This window comes from Bacillus sp. AY18-3, assembly GCF_008042305.1.
Lineage (GTDB): Bacteria > Bacillota > Bacilli > Bacillales > Bacillaceae_G > Bacillus_A > Bacillus_A wiedmannii.
This window is the reverse complement of sequence record NZ_QKQR01000002.1, coordinates 131,313-145,171: the sequence shown is the minus strand read 5'-3', so window position 1 is coordinate 145,171 and position 13,859 is coordinate 131,313. Positions and strand designations below refer to the sequence as shown.

Here is a 13,859-nt window from a genome sequence, read left to right as displayed (position 1 = left end):
CAATTATTGAGAAACTTTTTTATAGTGTTCTCTCAAAAGGAAGAGATAGAAACAAAGAGAATAACGTGAGTTAAGAAAGAAGGTGTACTAGTAATCTCTTGCAAATAGGGACAAGATTTTGTTTAAGTAAAAAGATTATCTAGTATTAAGAGAGAAGATAAAAAAATATTACAAAGAGCACCTTCTTTCAAAAAAAGTGGGGGGAGTAACATGCGATTGATGAGAAGATGTGTTGCCTTACTGATTGTATTTTTAATTATGGCTCCAATGATTAGCACGAATGTACGGGCAGAAGTTGTAAAAGAGCTTGGAAAGGGATTTCCTGATACAGAAGTATTTACACCTGGAGAATGGTTTTTAGGTCAAAAACCTGCTAATTATGATGAGAATAAGCCTCCAATTCTTTTTGTACAAGGAAGGAATGGGAATGCTGATAGTTGGTATGGAAAGACAGTGTATCACGATATAAATGATATGTATGACTATGCTTTGAAAGCAGGCTATCAAACAGTATTTATACAATTATATGATGCTGCTGGGAAAGGGTCAGCTAGTCAGTGGGACAACGGAAAATTGTTAGCACAAAAGTTAGAAGAAATATATAATCACTTCGGTAAAAAAGTTAATATTGTAGCACATAGTAAAGGCGGTATCGATACACAGGCTGCATTAGTAGGATATGGTGCAAATCGATTTGTTGGAAATGTTATTACGCTTGCGACGCCACATCATGGATCAAACTTGGCGGATTTATCATATAGTTGGTGGGCAGGATGGCTTGCTTCTATATTAGGTCAAAAAGATGATGGTACGTATTCATTGCAAATGGGGGAAATGGCGAAATTTCGTTCAACGATTGATAATAATCCATCAGCTAAATTAAATCGTTACTATACGGTTACTGGTACTAGCTGGGGACCAGTATTTTCTGCGTTATCTATGGGCGGGTTCTATTTGTCATCATACGGTTCAAATGATGGACTAGTAAATGAGTGGAGTGCTAAGTTACCGTATGGAACGCATTTATTTACAGATTCCAGATTTGATCATGATAATATAAGAAAAGGATCTGCTGTTTTCTCACGAATTGAACCATATTTACGTACATCAAATGTAGCTGTACCAGCTTTAGTAGCATCCAGCACTAGTTCAGATGAAAATATAGAACAACTAAATACAACTTCAAATCAAAACATTTTAGGAGGAGAATTGCCACAAAATCAGTGGATAGAGCAAACCGTTACGGTTGATAAAAAAGCTGAAGGAATAGTTTCTATCTTAACAGCGTCTTCTGATGTAGAAGTACAAATGATATCTCCAAAAGGAAAAATGTATACAAATAAAGATAGCGTTATAACTACTGGTGAAGGTGAATCTTTCTTTGGTGGTGCGACTATTAGAACATTTAAATTTGATAAAATGGATGTAGGAGAATGGAAAGTTAAAATGATGGCGAAGCAGTCGAAAGATGCATTTTTAATTGTAAGCGATCACAAGAGTGGTGCACCATTTGTTCTCCAAATGCCTACAAAAGTTAAAGTGAATAAATCTGAGTATAAACTGAAAAAATCACCTGTGGCACCGGAAATGAAAGGGGATCTTTCTATAACAGTAAGAGTAGTTAATAAAGAAGGGAAACTAGTCTCTGAATACAATGAATTACAAAAGGGTAATAACAATACGTTTACTGGTGCTTTGAAGGACATAAAGCAACCAGGAGTATATAACGTTACGATGGATATAAAAGGGACGAATAAAGAAGGACAACCGTATAATCGTACAATTGTTAAGTCGGTTTATGTGGAGAAGTAAGAAAGAATGAGAAGTTTTTAATATAAAAAGTACCGAACTTTTGTAGTAGAAGAGTTCGGTACTTTTTTCATGTTTATTAGATTAACAGAAACGTACAATGGAATTTATGTTTGATTATAGGAATCAAAAGAGCATTATTCAATAAAAAAAGATGCTGAAATAGCATCTGAATGTGAAGAGGATTATTAACTTAGTTTTATAACTGTTAATTCAACTGAATTAATACCATTATCACAAGTTGCAATACTTTGACGATTAAAACCACTATTATTTTTCAGTTGAAGAGTGGAATTAGCTGTCACTGTAACAATCGTTTCGCCAGCTAGTTGAAGACATTCGTTATTTGATGAAGTATTCATTTGGAAAGCGAAATCACCTTGACTATTAGCAAGTGGATTATTATTTAAAAATATAGTCATGACTGGAATATGTGGAAAGACAGGGTTTGAAGTAGTGTTAATCGTTGAAATGAAAGAAACTCTATAATCACCAGCTTGACTAAATTGTATAGTAGTAGGATTTAGTAAGGAAACTCCTCCTGCTATAGGGCCAACGTGATTAAATGGAAAAGGATCTCCAAAAGGAACAGTTATAAACTCAGTTTGCCAAAAAGTGCCGTATGCTGGACAGCTTTTTTTATGTGAATGGTCGTATGAACATTTTTTATAGGAACTAGAAGAGGAGTTGCATGAACATTTTTTATATGAACTGGAAGAAGAGTTACATGAACATTTTTTATTTGAATTTGAAGAATGATAGTATGAACCCAATATATTACCTCCTATTATGAATGAAGTGTATACTCATAGTATTTTATGCTTGTCTTATATAAAAGGTGATAGATTTGGAGTATAAAGCGCTAATACGATGAAATATAGTAATAGAATAGTAGCTGTAACGATTTTGAAGAAGAAAAGGTTGATGTTTTGGTGGAAATATCAGTGGAATATCTTGAAAGATTGAAGTAAAGCGGGCACGCATATTTTACATGTGAAAGTAAAACCATTATCCTCAGTTGCAATGATGTGATAGTTTAAGTGAATGTCTATTTTGAAGTGTTTGTATATTAGGGTTTATGGTTATTGTCTTTTATTTACGTAGTGGGGCAGGAAGAAGACGAAAAGTATCGAATGAATGTACATATGTAGCATTGTTTGCTTTTGGTGTGAATAGTAATAAAAGATACGTTGAAATATTTTAAACCGTAACAAAAGAGCGATTAAATAATAGAGGGAGCAACTTACATGGAAAATATATTAAAGGTATCTTCAAAATCAAAACCAAATTCAGTAGCAGGTGCAATAGCTGGTGTACTAAGAACAAGTGGCAATGTGGAAATTCAAGCGATTGGGGCGGGTTCTATAAATCAAGCGATTAAAGCAATTGCAATCGCAAGAGGATTTGTTGCTCCAAGTGGTATTGATTTGGCCTTTGTTCCAGCATTTCAAGAGGTTACTATTAATGATCAAGAAAGAACGGCGATTAAATTAATTGTAGGTCCTAGAAGGAAAAGGTAACTGCAGTAATTCAGTATTGAAATGACATTTAACATAACAAACAAAAAGTGTCACAAATGCTTATGAAATAGGCATTTGTGACACTTTTATAGTTTGGTGAGAATAAAAACCTCTAAAACTGCTCATTCTTCTCCCAAGATTCCACAATATAATGTGCAATCGTCGGGTTGAATCCTTTTCCAACTAAAAACATAATCGCCGCAACTTCTGTTAAAGCGTGTTTATGTGATGTATGTTTAGCTTCATTTAAACCGTAATCTACCCAAGGTTTTACGAAATCTAGTACAGGTTTCTTTAAAGGTAAAAACTGTGTACCGACAACTTGTTGAATTTGTTGTTGTGTTGGTTCTGTAATTGGTCCAGGCGGTAAGATTTGCGGTTGTGTAATATCGAGTGTTGGTCCTGGGGGTAAAATTTGTGGTTGTGTTGGATCAATTGTTGGTGGTTTAGGCGGTGAGACACGCGCGTTGTAGTTTGGTTGGTACATTTGTTGTTGGTATTGTGGTTGTTGCGGCTGAGTTTCGTATGGATTTGGTTGAAATTGTTGCTCTTGATTTTGTGGTGCTACATATGGATTTTGAGGGTATTCATAATTTGGACGTGAGTCGTATGGATTTTGTTGATATTCAGTTTCTTGATTTTGCGTTGTTGCATATGGATTTTGCTGATATTGTTGTTCTTGATTTTGCGGTGCTGCATATGGGTTTTGAGGATATTCATAATTAGGACGTGTGTCGTATGAGCTTTGTTGATAATTAGCTTCTTGGTTTTGCGGTGTTTCGTATGGATTTTGTTCATATTGTTGCTCTTGTTCTTCATATTGTTCTGTGTATCTTTGGTCCTGTTGCTGAGGGTAAAATGGTTGTTGTGGATAAGGCGGTTGATTATTATAGAACATATTTATTCCTCCTCCATGATGATGCTTACCACTCAGTGTATGGGCGGACAAGAAAATATGTGATGAAAAAATGCGGGCGTGTTACAATAAGTAACTGGGTGAAGATAAAATGACAAAACAAGAAAAGATTCAAAAAACAATTACTTTTGTAAAACATATTTTAGAAAAAGATGCGAGTGGGCATGATTGGTATCATATTGAACGCGTACATAAACTGGCGATTTCTTTATCCGAGCAAGAAGGGGGAAATCGTTTTATAATTGAAATGGCAGCATTACTTCACGATGTGGCAGATGAGAAGTTAAATGAAAGTGAAGAAGCAGGAATGAAAAAAGTTTCTGATTGGTTAGAAGAGTTACATGTTGAAGAAGAGGAAAGTAAACATGTTCTTCATATCATCGCCAATATGTCTTATAAAGGTGGTCATGGCGGTAAAGTGGATTCACTTGAAGGGAAGCTTGTTCAAGATGCGGATCGCTTAGACGCTCTTGGAGCAATTGGAATAGCTCGCACATTTGCGTATGGTGGAGCGAAAGGGAGATTAATGTATGATCCAACTATTCCTCCGCGTGAAGTGATGACGAAAGATGAATATAGAAAAAATAACGATCCATCTTTAAATCATTTCTATGAAAAACTTTTAAAACTAAAAGACTTAATGAACACGAACGCAGCAAAACAAGAGGCTGAAGTTCGTCATCGTTATATGGAACAGTTTATTGAACAATTTATGAAAGAGTGGAATGCACAAATATGAAAATGTTAACTGTGGAAAACTTATCGAAATCATACGGAGAAAAACCGTTATTTGATGGATTATCATGTAGTATTACAGAAGGACAACGTGTCGGAATCATTGGTGTAAACGGTACTGGTAAATCGACATTATTAAAAATTATTGCAGGGTTAGAAACTCCTGATACAGGTGATATGACGCATTCACGTGGTTATACAATTAGTTATTTATCACAGCAACCAGAGTTTGATGAAAAACTAACAGTATTAGAACAAGTGTTCCATGGTGATACACCTTTAATTCGTCTTCTTCGTGATTATGAACAATCGTTATTAAATATCGAAAAAGATCCAAGTAATGAAAAAGTACAGGAACAATTATTTGCAGTGCAGCAACGTATGGATGCGATGAGTGCATGGGAAGCAAATGCGAATGCAAAATCGTTATTAACGAAATTAGGAATTACTGATTTTACAGCAACTGTTGGAAACCTATCTGGTGGACAAAAAAAGCGTATTGCAATGGCGCAATGTTTTATTGAAACACCTGATTTATTAATTTTGGATGAGCCTACGAACCATCTTGACCATGAGACAGTTGAATGGTTGGAAGAATATTTAGCAAGATATACTGGTGCGGTATTACTTGTAACCCATGATCGTTATTTCTTAGATCGTGTGACAAACCGCATTTTTGAATTAGACAATGGTAAACTATATAGTTACGAAGGAAACTATAGTACATTTTTAGAAGCGAAAGCACTTCGTGAAGAACAAGAAATTGCGCAAGAATCAAAACGTCAAAACTTATATCGCCGCGAACTAGCATGGATCCGCCGCGGTGCAAAAGCTCGTTCGACAAAGCAAAAAGCACGTATTCAACGATTTGATGAGTTAAAAGGTCAAGAAGGACCAGCTGCAAAACAGTCAGTTGATATTGCGCTTAGCGGGAGTCGCCTTGGCAAAAAAGTACTTGAGTTAAAAGAGGTAACGAAAAAATTCGGTGATAAAACGGTATTACACAACTTTAATCATATTGTGAAACCAGGAGATCGTATCGGAATCATTGGAGCGAATGGAAGCGGAAAATCTTCTCTATTAAATATGCTTGCAGGCAAGTTAGCTCCTGATAGTGGTGAAGTTGAAGTAGGACAAACTGTAAAAGTTGCTTATTATACGCAAGAAAATGAAGAGATGAATTTAAATCAGCGTATGATTGAATACATTAAAGAGATTGCAGAAGTTATTCATACGACAGACGGAAAAGTAATTGGTGCATCTCAAATGCTAGAACGTTTCTTATTCCCGACGCACTCACATGGTACACCGCTTGGTAAACTATCTGGTGGTGAAAGAAGACGTTTATATTTATTACGTATTTTAATGGGAGAACCAAACGTACTATTACTTGATGAACCTACGAATGATCTAGATACACAAACATTAACAGTACTGGAAGATTATTTAGAAGATTTCCCAGGTGTCGTTTTAACTGTATCGCATGACCGTTACTTCTTAGATAAAGTAGTAGATGAATTGTTCATCTTTAGTGGCGGAGGCGAAGTGCGTGAATTCCTAGGTAGTTATACGGACTTTTTAGAAATGGAAAAGACGAAAGAACTTATTGAGAAGGCGGAAGTTCAAAAAGAGAAAAAAGTAGTAGAAGAAGCTCCGAAACAACAACGTAAACGTAAACTTTCATACAAAGAGCAGCGTGAATGGGAAACAATTGAAGATACAATTGCCGAACTAGAAGAGAAAATTGAGTCAATTGGAGAAGAACTTGCGAAAGTTGGATCTGACTTCACAAAGGCACAAGAATTATCTGAAGCACAGCAGAAAACAGAAGAAGAGCTAGAAAAAACGATGGAAAGATGGAGTGAACTATCAGACATCGTTGAAGGATTAAAATAAAAACAAGCTGCATATATTGAAAAGTAAAGAGAAAAACTTTACACTATTGGTAGAACCTATTTTAGGAGGGAAAAAATGAGAACATCTAATCCAATGTTGAAAAAAGAGGCATTCCGTAAAGAGGGAGCAAGCGCTTCTGCGATGACGATTGGCGGAACAGTAGGCAAAACGTTTATTATGCTTATCTTGCTACTTGCAACGTCTGTCTATTCATACATACAGATGATGCAGGGGACGATGAAGATGCCGGTATTAATTGGTGCTTTAATCGTTGCGGCAATCATCGCATTTGCGTCTATGTTCTTTCCGCGTATTTCACCTTTTGGTGCACCAATCTATGCGGCGGTAGAAGGGGTTGTATTAGGTAGTATTTCAGCGGTTTATACAATGAAATTTGGCGATTCTATCGTTTTAAATGCTGTATTACTAACAATCTCAATTCTATTTGCAATGTTAGTGTTATATGCAACGCGTGTAGTAAAGGTAACGGATAAATTCCGTACAGGCGTGATGGCAGCAACACTTGGAATTATGGTTATGTATTTAGTCGTATTTCTACTAAACATGTTTGGTGTAACTGTTCCGTACATTCACCAAGGCGGTACGATTGGTATTATTATTAGTGCAGTTGTTATCGTAGTTGCTGCATTAAACTTATTACTAGATTTCGATTTAATCGAAAATGGTGTACGTAGTCAAGCTCCGAAATATATGGAGTGGTACACTGCGATGGGACTAATGCTTACATTAGTTTGGTTATATTTAGAAATTCTTCGTTTCGTTTCTTACTTTACGAAAAATGACTAATAAAAAATCCTGCATGAAAAATGCAGGATTTTTTTATTTTCAAAGATAGAGTGAAATTTTAATCAGTGAGGCTTATACTGCCTGTTAATGCAGGGTAATTTCGGTAATGGTATAATATGGTTGTTGGTAATTCAAATTGAAGGGGGATGGAATATGATGAAAGAGAAGAAAGGGATTATGAAAAAACTATTTTCTAAAAGTTTTTTCATAGAACTAGAAGATGCTTTAACGTATCCATCATCAGAAGTTATTATTTCCGCTATTGAAAGGTATGCGGTTGAATGTCAGGAACAATTGAATTTTGAGAGTAAAGTTAAACCGATTACTTTTTACTTAGAAAATGTAATGTATCGTGTTGAGATAAAGATGGCTCGCGGTGGATATTACATTTCCTGTAGTGAAGTATAAATTTTGAAACCTTACATGTTTAATATATGTAAGGTTTCTTTTTTTCTTTTACAGCATATAAAATAATATTTTTTACTTTAAAATATATTATTTTACGCTTTTTACCCTTCATACATTTTTCTTTACAATGAAGAAAAATATGTGAGGTGGTATAACATATGATGAATCGAGTTGTATTAATCGGTAGATTGACAAAGGAGCCAGAATTATACTACACAAAGCAAGGTGTCGCTTATGCACGAGTATGTGTTGCGGTGAATAGAGGTTTTCGAAATAGTTTAGGTGAGCAACAAGTAGATTTTATTAATTGTGTCGTTTGGAGAAAATCGGCTGAGAATGTAACTGAATATTGTAAGAAGGGGTCACTTGTTGGAATTACCGGACGTATTCATACGAGGAATTACGAAGATGATCAAGGAAAGAGAATATATATAACGGAAGTTCTGATTGAGAGCATTACATTTTTGGAGAAAAGGCGGGAGGGGGCATCACAATAAGAGGGCTTAGTAGTATAGCCCTCTATCACTTTTGATTGATACCCTCCCAAACAACATCTAATTGTTGATTGAGTATATTTTTCGCGTTTATTTCATTAGCATGTAATAGTGAATGGGACATTAATGTATAAAAATAAGTACTCATAATTGTAGAGGTGATAATATGTATATCCCATTTACTGTTTAATTTTCCTGTCGCTTTTGCTTCTGCAATAATTGAAGACAAACCTTCTTGTAGTTGTTGTATGCTTTTTACTTCATCTTCTACTAAGTAGTTAGACTTAATAATCTCAAAGACGGCATGCTGCATTAAATCACCATGTCCAGTAAAACGGTCTAGTAAGTCTCCTAGAACAAGTTGGATTCTTTCTTTTGGATGTTCCACATTTTCATATGCTTTTAAACTTTCATTCCATAGCTCAATTTGAGAATCACCTAAAAATAATAATATGTTTTCTTTTTTCGGAAAGTAGTTGAAGAAAGTTCCTTTTGCAATCCCGCATGCAGTAGTAATATCTTGAACCGTTACATTTTCGTACCCGCGTTCTTGGAAGAGTTGTACTGCTTTTAGGAATATAAGTTCTTTTAATTCTTTCTTTCTCGTTTCTCTAAGCATTTTATCTACTCCTAACACAAACAATTATATCTGTTTAATAGATAATCTTAAATAAAATCTTACTTCATGATTAAGTTTAATGTAATTGAAAGAAGGGTAGAGAATGCTGTTTCTCATTTTTGTTATAAATGAAAGTTGTATAGTTCATGTGCTTGTCTTTCAGAAATCCATTTCGGAATACGTTTCATTACTTCGTTTCTCACTATAGTTAAAGGTGTACTTTTTATTTGCGCCATTTTTCCAACTTTCCAAGCAGTATTTGAGATTTTTTCAATTTTATCTCGTCTTTTTTGTTCGTATTCTATGAATGCTTGACGATAATGGGCATTATTCTTAATACATTCAGCCAAAATAATCGCATCTTCAATCGCCTGACAAGCTCCTTGACCTAAATTAGGAGTAAGTGCATGAGCTGCATCCCCAATAAATACGATGCGCTTTTCAAAAAACTGTTTCATTGGTGTAATGTCTACAATGTCACGATGAATCATAGTAACGTCCGATGCATTATTTAAAATAGATGGGATGGGATTGTGGTAAGTTTTGAAATGATTATATAAATCTGCTGTTGTGTAAGCTTTGTATTTTGGATCTCTAGCTTTAGCGTTTATGAGCGCATACCAGTATACTTCGTTATTGGGAAGAGGGATGATACCAAATCTACCGTTAGTTCCCCAAGTTTCAATAAAATCGTTTGTTAAAGAAAGGTTATTAGTAGGAGTTACGCCGCGCCAACACGTATATCCTGCATAACGATAATTATCGCTTTGTGTTACTTGTTTTCGAACGACAGAATGAATACCATCAGCAGCAATGAGTATATTACCAAGTGCTTCACTACCATCTTGGAATAATATTTTTAAGGCGTTTTCTTCATTTTGTTCTATTTTTGCGCATTCTTTTCCCCATTCGACAGTATCTTCTTTTAGTTCAGAAAGTAGTAATTGATGTAAATTTTTTCTATGAATGGAGTACATTTTTGGATAACATGCTGGAATGGTCAATTTATTAAAAATAGTTCCTTTTTCGGATACAAGGTTAAAGCCGTCACTTTCGTTGCCAATTTTTTTTTATTCTCTCAGAAATTCCGTATGGTTCAAGTGCTTGCATCGCATTTGGGGCGATGATAATACCTGCACCAGCAACAGTAGATTCAGTATTTTGGTCATATACTTTTACATCTAATCCTATTTTTTGTAAGGAAATTGCTGCGCAAAGTCCAGCAATACCGCCACCAATAATTATGACATTATTCATTTGATATCCCTCCAACTTAGAGTGACTTTGACCATAAAATGACCGTAGTCATTTTATGAGTTAAGGTTAATCCCTTTTTCTGGTATTGTCAATTATACTTTTAACTTTAGTTTTCGAACGATTAGGTGAAAATAGAATGAATGAAACTTCTAAGAAATGTAGAAAAGGAATTAGCAAAATTAAGCATCCGAGTAGGAGTATAGAGTGATAACATGTTACAATACAGCTAAGAACACGCAATAAAGGAGAGTTTTTTACGTGAAGATTAAAGCAATTGAACCGACGCCAAGTCCAAATACAATGAAAGTTATTTTGAATGAAGTATTACCATCAGGAGCGCGAAATAATTATACAAATGAAAATAAAGAACAAGCACCAATGCAAGTGCAAGAAATTTTGAAAATTGAAGGCATTAAAGGTGTATATCATGTAGCCGACTTTTTAGCAGTGGAGCGAAATGCGAAGTTTGACTGGAAAGTTTTATTACAACAAGTTCGTGCTGTTTTCGGCGAACAGGTAGTAGAAGAAAGTGAAGAACAACAACTTGCTCATTTTGGGGAAGTGAAAGTGTTTGTTCAAATGTTCTTTACAATTCCAATGCAAGTAAAGTTAACAGATGGAACATCGGAAGAACGTGTTGGTTTACCAGATCGTTTTAAAGAATCAATTATGAAAGTTCAAATGTCTGCACCAAACGTTGTGAAAGAGCGCAAATGGGTAGAACAAGGTACACGTTACGGTAATTTTGAAGAAATCGGGAAAGAAGTAGTAGAAGAGATTGTTGCTGCTTATTCAGAAGAACGTGTAAATGAAACAGTTAAAGAATTATTAAACCAGGCAGGTGCTGTTGAAGTAACGATTCAAAAGCGTGAGCCATATAAAGTAACAGTAGAGATGATGAAAGATGCTGACTGGAAAAATCGTTTTGCAGCATTAGAGCAAATGGATCCTACTGAAGAGGATATGCCAGTGTTGAAGATGGCGTTAGATGATGAAAAAGTTTCAATCCGCCGTTTAGCAACAGCGTATTTAGGTATGGTAAAAGGTGATGGGGTATTGCCGTTATTATATAAAGCGTTATTAGATCGTTCAGTAAGTGTTCGCCGTACAGCGGGCGATTGCTTATCAGACGTAGGTGATCCAGCAGCGATGTTCGTTATGATTAAATCTCTGAAAGATTCAAGTAAATTAGTACGCTGGCGTGCAGCTATGTTCTTATTTGAACTTGGAGATGAAAGTGCGATTCCTGCATTAAAAGCAGCGCAAGATGATCCGGAGTTTGAAGTAGCGATGCAAGCGCGTCTAGCATTAGAGCGTATTGAAGGTGGAGAAGAAGCAAAAGGTTCTGTATGGAAACAAATGACGGAGTCTCGTAAAGGGGAGTAATGTATGATTGTTTTCTATGATAGTTGGTGTCCGATGTGTACGGCGGTTGCAGAACGTACGAAAAAACTAGATAAAAAGGGTAAGATGCAATTTGTTTCATTTCGAGATGAAGATGTAGTTGAGAAGTATGAACTTTCTCAAGAACTACAAAGTAAGATGGAACAAAGATTGTATATTTTAAAAAATAATAAGTGGTATGCCGGAATTCATAGCATACATGTATTAGCAAAGGCCGTTCCATCTTATTGGTTTGCCGTTCCTTTTATAAAACTATCTATCGTACTCGGATTTGGAAGTAAAGTATACGATTATATCGCTAACAATAGAAAACTTGTCCCAGTTGGACATTGCCGTGAAGGGGTTTGTGAAATCCCTACAAAAAAATGAAATCATCGTTATCTTTCTTTTGCACCTAGTAATAGAGCGTGATATGATGAATTTGGAATGAAAGTTGAAGGAGAGATTACACGATGTCAAATGCTTATGAAGAATACATGCGCCAAATGGTAATCCCAATGCGTCAAGAATTAGTGCGTTCTGGGTTTGAAGAGTTAACTACAGAAGAAGCTGTAACAGAATTTATGGAAAACACGGCAGGTACAACTTTAGTAGTTGTAAACTCAGTTTGTGGTTGTGCAGCTGGTTTAGCACGTCCATCAGCAGGTCAAGCAGTTGTTCGTGCTGAAAAACAACCAGATCATCTTGTAACTGTATTCGCAGGTCAAGATAAAGATGCTACTGCAAAAATGCGTGAATACTTCGGAGAAATTCCTCCATCTTCACCATCTATGGCATTATTAAAAGGAAAAGAAGTTGTTCACTTCATTCACCGTCATGAAATTGAAGGTGCAACTATGGACGAAATTATTACGAACTTAGAACAAGCTTTCGAAAAGAATTGCTAAAGAAGGGGGAGAGTAAATCTCCCTCTTTTCTTTATATAGAGGTGAAACAATGATCGTAACAACAGCAGGAAGAACAAACAAAGAAATGACAGATTATGCAAACAAGGTAGCGGCAGAATTAAATCGTTCTTTCGTTAAACGTAATGACGTACCAGTACATAGACTGCATGAGCAGTATGAACAAGATGTACTTGTTGTAGGGAAAAACCGATTAGCTATTTATCCGAGAGGAACGGAAGAGTCATTTTTCTTTCATCCAAACTCAGCGATGTTTCGTGTGAAAAGGTTAATGCGCGGAGAACACGATCCGTTTGTACAAGCCGCGCAATTAGAGAGCGGAATGACAGTATTAGATTGTACGCTCGGTATGGCATCAGATAGTATTGTAGCTAGTTATATTGTTGGTGAAAGCGGAAAAGTAACGGGACTTGAAGGCAATGAGTATATGGCTTATATTATGGAAAATGGTTTAAAAACATGGTCTTCAACTGTTTCTGAAATTGATGAGGCAATGCAACGAATCGATGTGAAGCAAACGGAGCATTACGCATTTTTAACACAATGTGAAGACAATAGTTATGATGTTGTGTACCTTGATCCGATGTTTGAAGAAACTGTTATAGAATCAGATGGAATAAAAGGATTAAAACACTTCGCTTTGTATCATGATATTACTAACGAAACAATTGCAGAAGCGAAGCGTGTGGCGAGAAAGCGTGTCGTTCTGAAAGATCATTTCCGTAGTTCTAGATTTGAAAAACATAATTTTCATGTATACAAAAGAAGAAGTGCTAAGTTTCACTTTGGTGTAATTGACCCTTGCTAATTGTTTGAAAAGATGTATAATAAGCAATAATTAATTAAATATACTGTCGGTGATGAAGAGAGTAGTCTTTTTTAGAAGGAAAGCGAGCTAGGGATGGTGTGAGCCTAGTGCGGAAGGAAAAGATGAAGCGCACTTCGGAGATGCTTCTTGAACGAATAGTAGAGTAAGCCGAGGCCCCCTGTCCTCGTTATAAACGGGAAAGTGGTTCGTAATGAACAACAAGGGTGGTACCACGGGTTTAAACTCGTCTCTTTTTAGAGACGAGTTTTTTGTGTTTAAAA

Annotated in this window: 14 protein-coding genes, 1 pseudogene and 1 other annotated feature; of the genes and pseudogenes, 11 read left to right on the top strand and 4 right to left on the bottom strand. The window is 35.7% G+C overall.

Going from position 1 to position 13,859, the window contains the following annotated elements; all coding sequences use genetic code 11:
- Positions 1-210 precede the first annotated feature (210 nt).
- Positions 211-1,812 carry an esterase/lipase family protein gene (locus DM800_RS01250; protein ID WP_098088271.1) on the top strand — a complete coding sequence of 534 codons (1,602 nt, stop codon included), beginning with the start codon at positions 211-213 and terminating at the stop codon, positions 1,810-1,812.
- Positions 1,813-1,997: 185 nt separating this feature from the next.
- On the opposite strand, the gene DM800_RS01245 is transcribed toward DM800_RS01250, so the two are convergent.
- Positions 1,998-2,582: a preprotein translocase gene (locus DM800_RS01245; protein ID WP_098088269.1), complete on the bottom strand. Its 585-nt coding sequence runs from the start codon at positions 2,580-2,582 to the stop codon at positions 1,998-2,000.
- Between the two features lie 474 nt (positions 2,583-3,056).
- On the opposite strand from DM800_RS01245, the gene spoVS reads away from it, so the two are divergent.
- Positions 3,057-3,329: a stage V sporulation protein SpoVS gene (gene spoVS / locus DM800_RS01240; protein ID WP_000427790.1), complete on the top strand. Its 273-nt coding sequence runs from the start codon at positions 3,057-3,059 to the stop codon at positions 3,327-3,329.
- Between the two features lie 112 nt (positions 3,330-3,441).
- On the opposite strand, the gene DM800_RS01235 is transcribed toward spoVS, so the two are convergent.
- Entirely contained in the window at positions 3,442-4,227 is a 786-nt protein-coding gene (locus DM800_RS01235; protein ID WP_088063219.1) for a hypothetical protein, read from the bottom strand.
- 109 nt (positions 4,228-4,336) lie between these two features.
- Between DM800_RS01235 and DM800_RS01230 the strand changes: the two genes are divergently transcribed.
- The 5 genes from DM800_RS01230 to DM800_RS01210 all read left to right on the top strand — a co-directional run bounded on the left by DM800_RS01230 (position 4,337) and on the right by DM800_RS01210 (position 8,588).
- Positions 4,337-4,984, top strand: a complete 648-nt coding sequence (locus DM800_RS01230) for an HD domain-containing protein (protein ID WP_087982623.1) — start codon at positions 4,337-4,339, stop codon at positions 4,982-4,984.
- Positions 4,981-6,876, top strand: coding sequence for an ABC-F family ATP-binding cassette domain-containing protein (locus DM800_RS01225; protein WP_147786245.1), 1,896 nt, complete (start codon positions 4,981-4,983; stop codon positions 6,874-6,876). Before DM800_RS01230 ends, DM800_RS01225 begins: the two co-directional genes overlap by 4 nt.
- A gap of 75 nt (positions 6,877-6,951) precedes the next feature.
- A complete protein-coding gene (locus DM800_RS01220; RefSeq protein ID WP_001260655.1) occupies positions 6,952-7,683 on the top strand; it encodes a Bax inhibitor-1/YccA family protein in 732 nt (243 codons plus the stop codon).
- Positions 7,684-7,836: 153 nt separating this feature from the next.
- On the top strand, positions 7,837-8,091 hold the full coding sequence (locus tag DM800_RS01215) for a DUF4318 domain-containing protein (protein WP_000975142.1): 255 nt from the start codon (positions 7,837-7,839) through the stop codon (positions 8,089-8,091).
- Between the two features lie 158 nt (positions 8,092-8,249).
- Positions 8,250-8,588: a single-stranded DNA-binding protein gene (locus tag DM800_RS01210; RefSeq protein WP_048540931.1), complete on the top strand. Its 339-nt coding sequence runs from the start codon at positions 8,250-8,252 to the stop codon at positions 8,586-8,588.
- 25 nt (positions 8,589-8,613) lie between these two features.
- On the opposite strand, the gene DM800_RS01205 is transcribed toward DM800_RS01210, so the two are convergent.
- Positions 8,614-9,204 (bottom strand): TetR/AcrR family transcriptional regulator, encoded by a 591-nt coding sequence (locus DM800_RS01205; RefSeq protein ID WP_147786244.1) that lies wholly within the window; start codon positions 9,202-9,204, stop codon positions 8,614-8,616.
- A gap of 122 nt (positions 9,205-9,326) precedes the next feature.
- Positions 9,327-10,461, bottom strand: a pseudogene (locus DM800_RS01200) (FAD-dependent oxidoreductase).
- Positions 10,462-10,719: 258 nt separating this feature from the next.
- Here DM800_RS01200 and DM800_RS01195 point away from each other — a divergent pair.
- From DM800_RS01195 to DM800_RS01180, 4 genes are all read left to right on the top strand, one after another.
- Positions 10,720-11,847: a conserved virulence factor C family protein gene (locus DM800_RS01195; protein WP_087982610.1), complete on the top strand. Its 1,128-nt coding sequence runs from the start codon at positions 10,720-10,722 to the stop codon at positions 11,845-11,847.
- Positions 11,848-11,850: 3 nt separating this feature from the next.
- Positions 11,851-12,234 (top strand): thiol-disulfide oxidoreductase DCC family protein, encoded by a 384-nt coding sequence (locus DM800_RS01190; protein WP_098137211.1) that lies wholly within the window; start codon positions 11,851-11,853, stop codon positions 12,232-12,234.
- Between the two features lie 83 nt (positions 12,235-12,317).
- A complete protein-coding gene (locus tag DM800_RS01185; RefSeq protein ID WP_000063705.1) occupies positions 12,318-12,752 on the top strand; it encodes a BrxA/BrxB family bacilliredoxin in 435 nt (144 codons plus the stop codon).
- Between the two features lie 49 nt (positions 12,753-12,801).
- The gene (locus DM800_RS01180; RefSeq protein WP_147786243.1) at positions 12,802-13,578 is read left to right on the top strand and encodes a class I SAM-dependent methyltransferase; all 777 of its coding nucleotides are present in this window, start codon (positions 12,802-12,804) and stop codon (positions 13,576-13,578) included.
- Between the two features lie 40 nt (positions 13,579-13,618).
- Positions 13,619-13,833: a binding site (T-box leader), on the top strand.
- Positions 13,834-13,859 lie beyond the last annotated feature (26 nt).

Bases quoted from the DNA above. Each gene is read 5' to 3' on its own strand.
- DM800_RS01250 (WP_098088271.1), top strand. From the start codon at position 211: ATGCGATTGATGAGAAGATGTGTTGCCTTACTGATTGTATTTTTAATT.
- spoVS (WP_000427790.1), top strand. From the start codon at position 3,057: ATGGAAAATATATTAAAGGTATCTTCAAAATCAAAACCAAATTCAGTA.
- DM800_RS01235 (WP_088063219.1), bottom strand. From the start codon at position 4,227: ATGTTCTATAATAATCAACCGCCTTATCCACAACAACCATTTTACCCT.
- DM800_RS01230 (WP_087982623.1), top strand. From the start codon at position 4,337: ATGACAAAACAAGAAAAGATTCAAAAAACAATTACTTTTGTAAAACAT.
- DM800_RS01225 (WP_147786245.1), top strand. From the start codon at position 4,981: ATGAAAATGTTAACTGTGGAAAACTTATCGAAATCATACGGAGAAAAA.
- DM800_RS01220 (WP_001260655.1), top strand. From the start codon at position 6,952: ATGAGAACATCTAATCCAATGTTGAAAAAAGAGGCATTCCGTAAAGAG.
- DM800_RS01215 (WP_000975142.1), top strand. From the start codon at position 7,837: ATGATGAAAGAGAAGAAAGGGATTATGAAAAAACTATTTTCTAAAAGT.
- DM800_RS01210 (WP_048540931.1), top strand. From the start codon at position 8,250: ATGATGAATCGAGTTGTATTAATCGGTAGATTGACAAAGGAGCCAGAA.
- DM800_RS01205 (WP_147786244.1), bottom strand. From the start codon at position 9,204: ATGCTTAGAGAAACGAGAAAGAAAGAATTAAAAGAACTTATATTCCTA.
- DM800_RS01190 (WP_098137211.1), top strand. From the start codon at position 11,851: ATGATTGTTTTCTATGATAGTTGGTGTCCGATGTGTACGGCGGTTGCA.
- DM800_RS01185 (WP_000063705.1), top strand. From the start codon at position 12,318: ATGTCAAATGCTTATGAAGAATACATGCGCCAAATGGTAATCCCAATG.
- DM800_RS01180 (WP_147786243.1), top strand. From the start codon at position 12,802: ATGATCGTAACAACAGCAGGAAGAACAAACAAAGAAATGACAGATTAT.